Raw genomic sequence first — 7,168 nt, forward strand, 5'->3', positions numbered from 1 at the left:
TTCCAAGAGCGCTATCCCTTGGACGAGAAACTACGTCCCGCCGTGACGCCCGCGTGGGTATGAGGTGGGTCACCATGAGGTCCCGGCCAAAAGCGTGCCGGGACAACGAGGGGGCATCCACGGGGCCCGTTCTTTTCCGGCGTGCTTTTGGCCGGAATCTCAGTTCGGCCAGGAGGGGGATCGGCCCAGGGACAGCAGGATTCGGTCGAGTGGGGTCGCTGCGTCGGACACCGGGAGGGCTCGGGCGAAGGGGGAGCCGGGGTGGTCGCGTTGGTCGGTGTCGGGGACGGCTTGGGCGATGTCGAGGGCGGGGGTGGCGAGGTCGTCGGGGAGGGTGTAGGGGAGGCCGAGGGTTCGGGCGGCGTCCCAGCCGTGGACTACGTAGTCGATGAAGTGGAAGCCGATGGCCTGGGCGCCGGGGACGGTGACGCCGGGGCCGAATTCCGGCAGGGCGAAATCTTGTTCCAGCACACCGGGTTCGGCGTAGGCGGCGAGGACGTCGGCGGCGGCTTCGGCGTAGGCGGCGGCCGGGTCGTCGGCGAGCGGGCCGGCCTGCCAGACCGCCTCGTCGGCGCCGTGACCGCGGGCGGCCGCGGCGAAACCGCGGTGCTGAACGGTCATGTGCGCCAGCAGATCCGCGAATTTCCAGGCCGAGCACGGCGTGGGCTTGTCCAGGTCGGCGGGAGTCAGGTGGGCGACGATCTCGACGCTGTAGTCGACAGCGCGCCGGTTGAGTGCACAAATATCAAGCATGAGTAGATAGTAAGCAGATGCCTATCGTATGTCCATGCTTATTATCTGAGAGCACGTAAATTTGTGCGCATGGCGAAGACGGAGCGACCCGATCTGGCGGCGATGATCGCCCCGCTCGGCCGCGCCCTGATGGCGGCCGAGCGGCCGATCCTGGACTCGCACGGGGTGACCATGTGGGCGTACTCGGTGCTGCTGGCGCTGGGGCGCGGACCCGCGCGGGGTCAGGGTGTGCTGGCGGAGGAGATCGGTGCGGACAAGACCCGCATCATCCCGATCCTCGACGACCTGCAGGAGCGGGGGCTCATCGAGCGGCGGCCCGATCCGGCGGACCGGCGGGCGCGACTGCTCGCGCTCACCCCGGAGGGCCGGGCGCTGGCCGATGCGGCACAGGCCGACATCCAGGCCATGGAGGAGGAGCTGCTGAGCCGGCTGCCCGCCGCCGACCGTCGCGGCTTCCTCAACTCCCTTATCGCCCTCGCCGCCCTACCCCGCGAGGACATAGTCGGCGGGGATGCCACTTCGGCGTGACACTGCCGACTCCCGGAACGGAATCGGTGACGGCCGGCAAGCCGGTCGCGCCCGCTGACGGGGATCGCCGTTGATCCCCCGTGGTTCGCCGTTGAACCTTTATCCCGTTGTCCGGAAATCGCCTGGGCGGCTTCCCTTGTTACGACGGAGCGGGTGCGGAAAGTTCATCGGTCGGGCCACAACCTTCTCGGCCACGCCCGCACGCTTCACCCTGGATCAGGCACGACATTTCCTCCCTGGGTCCGCGACGCTTTTGCCCGGACCCAGGGTGATCGGGCGCTGGTCAGCGCTTGCGACCCGGAATGCGGAAGGTCCAGGGGGCGGGGTCACGGAGCTGCACGCGTTCCTGCGGCGCGGCGATGAGGACCGCCGCGCCGATCACCGGCAGGAGGAATGCGGCGAACAGCGCGAATGCGTAGTTGCCCGTGGACATTTCGGCCGGCTTGTGGGCGGCGTGGTAGATCAGGTGCGGGACGCCCATGACCAGCCAGCCCAGCCCGGCGACCCGGGCGAGCAGGCTGTCGCCGAAGTAGAGCGCCGCGCCGGTGATCGCCGCCATGGCCAGGAAGAACGAGCCCACATCCGCGGACAGGTGGTGGTTGAAGGGGCCGTCGACGGCCACCCAGTTCAGCCCGAAGCCGGGAAAGCTACGGAACCAGGCCATCGGTGCGAAGACCGCCCACAACCCGGTGATCAGGCCCTGCGCGGCCAGCAGCCACAGCCCGATCGTGGTGATCAGCCACCGTCTCCGGTTGACGTCCCACCTCATCCGAACTCGCAGGTTGTCGCCCGTACGCTGCACCGAGATCCGCATCGGTCGGTCCTCCCGTGTCGCCACCCCTATCGGATGCTGCCCACCGTAAACCGGGCATTCGGTGCGGACAAGACCCGGCGGAATACGTGGCCGCCACGACGGAGGCGGTCACCTTCTCCTCACGTGGCCGCCACCGCGGGGTCAGCTCGTCGTTATGTGGCCGCTGCCACTGCGCCCGTCACCACGTCGAGCAGCGGCTCGGCCGCCGCGACGGCCGCCGCCTCGTGCTCGAGCAGGACGTCGCCGCCCTGAGCGCTGACGATGGGCGTGTAGGGATCCGCGGCGAACGGCTCGCCGAGCAGTTGCCGCAGCACGGCCAGGCCGCAGAACGGCACGTAGTGCGGGCTGTACCCGCCTTCCTGCACGAACGCGATCCGGCCGCCGCACACCTCGCCCGCGAGATCGAGGATCCGCCGGGTGAGTTGCTGGAAGCCGCCGCTGGTGACCATCTGCCGGGCGAGCGGGTCGAGGATGCTCGCGTCGAAACCCGATGCGACGAGCACGAGTTCGGGGCGGAACGCCCGCAGTGCCGGCGCCACGATCCGGTCCATCGCGTGCAGATAGGCGGCGTCGCCGCTACCCGGAGGCAGCGGGACGTTGATCGCGTACCCGTGCCCGTCGCCGCTGCCGCGCTCCTCGCGGAAGCCCGAATTCGGTGGGAAGCACAGATGTTGGTGCAGGGAGATCGTCAGCACCGACGGGTCGTCGTACCAGATGTCCTGGGTTCCGTTGCCGTGGTGGACATCCCAGTCCACGACGGCCACCCGCTCCAGCCCGAGGACCTCCTTGGCGTAGGCGGCGGCGACCGAGACATTGTTGAACAGGCAGAACCCCATTCCGGTGGCCCGCGTCGCGTGGTGACCGGGCGGGTTGACCAGCGCGTACCCGTTGTCGACCGTCCCCGCGAGGACCTGCGTGACCAACTGGATCGCGCCGCCCGCCGACAGGGCCGCGATCTCGTACCCGCCCCGCCCGAACGGTGAGCAGCCGTCGCCGGCGTCGCCGCCCTTGGGTTGCAGGCTCTCCGCCCGGATCCGCGCCAGATGCTCCGGGGTGTGCACGCGCAGGATGTCCGCTTCGGTCGCGGGGACGGCCCGGATCGAGTGCAGGCGGTCCAGCACGCCCGATACCGCGACCAGTTCGTGGAACCGCCGCTTGGTGTCCGGGTGCGCGAGGTGGTGGCCGATCGGCTGTAGTCCCGTGGTGGCGTCGGAGGGAAACAGGCTGCCGGAGCCGGTATCGGCCCAGCCGTAGACGGTGTTCCAGACGTAGCCGGTCGTCATGGTCGAGCTCCTAGCAACCGGCCGCCGACGGTGGAATCGTCATGCCATCGACCGGTAGTGCGACCAATTACTGACACATCAGCTAGGCCGCCGCAACCGGAACGGTCCGGTGGTGGGAAGGAGTGTCCCGGGGTGGATTCCGGCCAGAAGCGTGCCGGAAACTCGGATGGACCACGGACGCGAGTTATGCGGGATCGACCTGCATGTCGTCGGGGCCCCAGTAGGCGCGCATGTTCTTGATGAGGCCCGCGTCGTCGAACTCCATGACGTCGATGACCGAGAGGGTCATGCGGCTGCCGCCGGCCTCGGTGACCAGCGTGAAGGACACCGCGGCGTGGTTGCCGTTGGCTCGGACGGCGTCGAGCACGGTCTTGCGCTCGAGTTGTTCGAGGGCCGCGTACAGCTCACCGATGGCCTGGTGCCCGTGCCGGGGGTCGCTGCCGATGGGGTCCTCCACGACGGCGTCGGGGGCGTAGAGCGCCAGGATGTCCGCGGTCGGGCCGGTGGCCACCAGGTTCACATATCGTTCGACCGTCTCGCGGATCTGCTGCGCTGCCATGGCCACTCCCACTGAATTGAAACGTGTTCTAGTGGCGCAGCGTAGCACCGCCGGCCGGTGCGGCGGGACGAGGCAGGCGCACCCGGTGGGTGGCGGTGTAGACGTTCATGGTGTCGCCGCGCACGAATCCGGCCAGGGTGAGCCCGGAATCGGCGGCCAGGTCGACGGCCAGCGAACTCGGAGCCGACACCGCGCAGAGCACGGGGATGCCCGCCATGACGGCCTTCTGCGCCAGCTCGAAGGAGGCGCGCCCGCTGACGACGAGGACGAGATCGTGGGCGGGGACGCGATCCTCGCGCAGCGCCCAGCCGATCACCTTGTCGACCGCGTTGTGGCGGCCGACATCCTCGCGGACCGCGAGCGCGGCGCCGTCGGTGGTGAACAACCCGGCCGCGTGTAGCCCGCCCGTCGCATCGAAAACTGTTTGGCGCGACCGTAATTCGTCGGGAAGGGCGGCGAGTAGGTCGGCGTCCACCAGCGGCCCGTCGTCGGGCAGGGGGAAGCGGGTGCCGGTGCGCACCTCGTCGAGGGCGGTCTTGCCGCACAACCCGCAGGCGCTGGTGGTGAGGAAGTTGCGGGCGGGAACCGGTGTGGCCGTGCGCAACTGGATGTCGAGCACGTTGTAGGTGTTCTGCCCGTTCTCGTCGGTCCCGGCGCAGTAACGCGCCGAGACGATGTCCTCGCGCGCACCGATGATGTTCTCGCCCAGCAGGAATCCGTGCGCGAGGTCGATATCGTTGCCCGGGGTGCGCATGGTGACCGCCAGCGACCGCCCGTCGAGGCGCAACTCCAGCGGCTCCTCGACGGCGAGGGAATCCGGGCGGCGGATCTGGCCCTCCGGCGTGATCCGGAGCATTTTCCGCCGTGCGGTCACTCTGCTCACTGCGTACCTCGTTGTTCGGTCGAACCGGGCTGGGCTCACCGTCCAGCGTATCCGCTCGTCATCGGCCCGGATCCCATGCCTCACCGCGCGGTGTGGCGTACGTCTCGTCACCGGTCTCCGTCCGGCCCGGATGTCGCGTGTGGAACGCGTTCCAGGCGCGGCCGTGCCCCCGAACCTCGGGTGGCGGGCGGTCCCGACCTGCGGATCTGTCGACCGTGACACGTCAAGGGGCTCAACGTGTTTCAGTGTCGTTTCCGAAGGTGGGCCCATAGTTCTGGTGGTTGCTGCCGGTATGGCGGGTTGCTAATCTGACCTTGTTCGAAAATTGCTCGGGGTGTGGTCGGCGGTCTCGAAGACGAGCCGCCGTGGAAATCAGCGATTATTGAACGGATCCGGCCATGACCACTCTTGTTCAGCCGAAGCCTACCGAAACCGTATCGATTCCGGTTGCCGCCGAATCGTCGTCCGCCTTGCCGCGCCTGCTCGCGGTGGCCACGGCGAATCCGCCCACCGGTTATCGCCAGCGCGAACTCGTCGACCTGCTCGGGATCACCGATTCCAAAATCAGGGGCGTATTTCTCAACGGCGGTATCGAACACCGATACCTGACATTACCGCCACGTGCAGAGAACGGAAATTTCCGTGAGGAGTCGCAGGCGGAACTACTACAGAAACACCGCCGTTACGGCGTGCGCACCGGAGCGGACGCCATTCGCGCATGCCTGCGCGAACTCGGCCGCGAGCCGGAGGAGATCAAATATCTGGTCGCGGTGACGACCACCGGCTTCCTCACGCCGGGTTTCAGCGCGCTGCTGATCGACGAGCTGGGGCTGTCGCCGCATACGGCGCGGCTGGACGTGGTCGGCATGGGTTGCAACGCGGGGCTCAACGGCCTCACCGCGGCCGCGAGCTGGTCGGCCACCCATCCGGGGGAGCTGACCATCCTGGCCTGCTCCGAGGCGTGTTCGGCGGCCTACGTGTTCGACGGCACGATGCGGACGGCGGTGGTCAACAGCCTGTTCGGCGACGGCGCGGCGGCGCTGGCGCTGTGCTCCGGCCCGCAACCGAACGGCGAATCCACGGCCTCGACACCGGCGGTCCTGGCGCAGCGCAGCTACATGATCCGGCACGCGATCGGAGCCATGCGCTACGACTGGGACGACGAGGCCGGGAAATTCAGCTTCTATCTCGACCGGGACGTGCCCTACGAGGTCGGCGCGCACGTCGAGATCGTGGTGGACCGGCTGCTGTCGGAAAACGGTCTGCGGCGCAAGGATATCGCGCAGTGGATCGTCCATTCCGGCGGTAAGAAAGTGATCGACGCCGTCAAGATCAACCTCGGTCTGACCGGGCACGACCTGCGTCATACCACGGGCGTCATGCGCGATTACGGAAATCTGTCGAGCGGCTCGTTCCTGTTCTCCTACGAGCGGCTGCTCGCGGAACAGGTAACGCGGCCGGGTGATTACGGAGTATTCATGACCATGGGGCCGGGATCTCAGATCGAGACCGCCCTGGTCCGATTCTGAGTTGTGCCGAACCACAACGAACGGGGGAAATTCATAATGAGTATCGAGGCGACAGTGCACGACGACGCGGCGCGGATTTCGGGTGGGGGCGTGCATATCATCGCGGCGGTCATCGCCGCCGACGCGCCGTTGTCCGCCGACCTGATCGAATCGGTGACCGCCGTCGCGCATCGGGCGGAGGACGCGGCGGCGGCCAACCGGCACTGCGTGGTGCTGTACATCGGCGGTGCCCGGACCGGACACCATTTCGCGTGGCCCGGTGAGGTGGCCGTCGGGGATGTCGGGAAGTGGGAGGCCGCACTGCGGCGGCTGGAACAGGTGCCGGTGCCGATCATCGCCGCGGTCGACGGCGCGGCCTACGGGCCCGCGGCGGAGCTGCTCCTGGTCGCGGACTACCGGGTGCTGCGAGCGGGCGCCGAATTCCGGTTCGCGACCACCGGGGCGGGCGTCTGGCCCGCGATGGGCATCTACCGGCTGGCCGCCCAGATCGGCGCCGGACGCGCCCGTGACCTGGTCGTCCAGGGCCGGGGCCTGACGGCCGAGGTAGCGGTGGAGCGCGGCCTGGTGGATATCGTCGCGACCGACGCCGCGGCGGAGACGGAGGCGATCAAGGCCGGCCTGGCCCTGTTCGAATCCGCGGTCGGATCCGAGATCGCGATCCGGCGGCGACTCCTGCTCGACGCGGTGACCACCCGATTCGAGGATGCCCTGGGCGCGCACCTCGCGGCCTCGGATCGCACGCTGCGCCGGGAACGAGCGGCGTCGTGACGACCGCGGCGCTCCCCGGCACGGTCGGCGAACTCGCCCGCGACGCCGCCG

At 68.7% G+C, this 7,168-nt stretch carries 8 protein-coding genes; 3 read left to right on the forward strand and 5 right to left on the reverse strand.

Annotated features, from left to right (window positions below; all coding sequences use genetic code 11):
- Nucleotides 1–159: 159 nt before the first annotated feature.
- Nucleotides 160–753, reverse strand: a complete 594-nt coding sequence (locus ON41_RS09780) for a TIGR03086 family metal-binding protein (RefSeq protein ID WP_040747045.1) — start codon at nucleotides 751–753, stop codon at nucleotides 160–162.
- A gap of 69 nt (nucleotides 754–822) precedes the next feature.
- Here ON41_RS09780 and ON41_RS09785 point away from each other — a divergent pair, with 69 nt between their 5' ends.
- Complete coding sequence (locus ON41_RS09785; protein ID WP_040747049.1) at nucleotides 823–1,281, forward strand: MarR family winged helix-turn-helix transcriptional regulator; 459 nt, start codon at nucleotides 823–825, stop codon at nucleotides 1,279–1,281.
- Between the two features lie 283 nt (nucleotides 1,282–1,564).
- Here ON41_RS09785 and ON41_RS38870 read toward each other — a convergent pair whose 3' ends face one another.
- The 4 genes from ON41_RS38870 to fdhD form a co-directional block, all read right to left on the reverse strand.
- Nucleotides 1,565–2,095 carry a hypothetical protein gene (locus tag ON41_RS38870; protein ID WP_051161176.1) on the reverse strand — a complete coding sequence of 177 codons (531 nt, stop codon included), beginning with the start codon at nucleotides 2,093–2,095 and terminating at the stop codon, nucleotides 1,565–1,567.
- A gap of 152 nt (nucleotides 2,096–2,247) precedes the next feature.
- Nucleotides 2,248–3,378 carry a histone deacetylase-like amidohydrolase gene (locus ON41_RS09795; protein WP_040747046.1) on the reverse strand — a complete coding sequence of 377 codons (1,131 nt, stop codon included), beginning with the start codon at nucleotides 3,376–3,378 and terminating at the stop codon, nucleotides 2,248–2,250.
- 184 nt (nucleotides 3,379–3,562) lie between these two features.
- A complete protein-coding gene (locus ON41_RS09800; RefSeq protein ID WP_051161178.1) occupies nucleotides 3,563–3,937 on the reverse strand; it encodes a nuclear transport factor 2 family protein in 375 nt (124 codons plus the stop codon).
- 28 nt (nucleotides 3,938–3,965) lie between these two features.
- Complete coding sequence (gene fdhD, locus ON41_RS09805; RefSeq protein WP_051161177.1) at nucleotides 3,966–4,820, reverse strand: formate dehydrogenase accessory sulfurtransferase FdhD; 855 nt, start codon at nucleotides 4,818–4,820, stop codon at nucleotides 3,966–3,968.
- 398 nt (nucleotides 4,821–5,218) lie between these two features.
- On the opposite strand from fdhD, the gene dpgA reads away from it, so the two are divergent.
- Nucleotides 5,219–6,349, forward strand: coding sequence for a 3,5-dihydroxyphenylacetyl-CoA synthase DpgA (dpgA, locus tag ON41_RS09810; RefSeq protein ID WP_040747048.1), 1,131 nt, complete (start codon nucleotides 5,219–5,221; stop codon nucleotides 6,347–6,349).
- 36 nt (nucleotides 6,350–6,385) lie between these two features.
- A complete protein-coding gene (dpgB, locus tag ON41_RS09815) occupies nucleotides 6,386–7,117 on the forward strand; it encodes an enoyl-CoA-hydratase DpgB (protein WP_083905247.1) in 732 nt (243 codons plus the stop codon).
- Nucleotides 7,118–7,168 lie beyond the last annotated feature (51 nt).

The sequence above is a fragment of the Nocardia transvalensis NBRC 15921 genome (assembly GCF_000308875.1).
GTDB lineage: Bacteria > Actinomycetota > Actinomycetes > Mycobacteriales > Mycobacteriaceae > Nocardia > Nocardia transvalensis.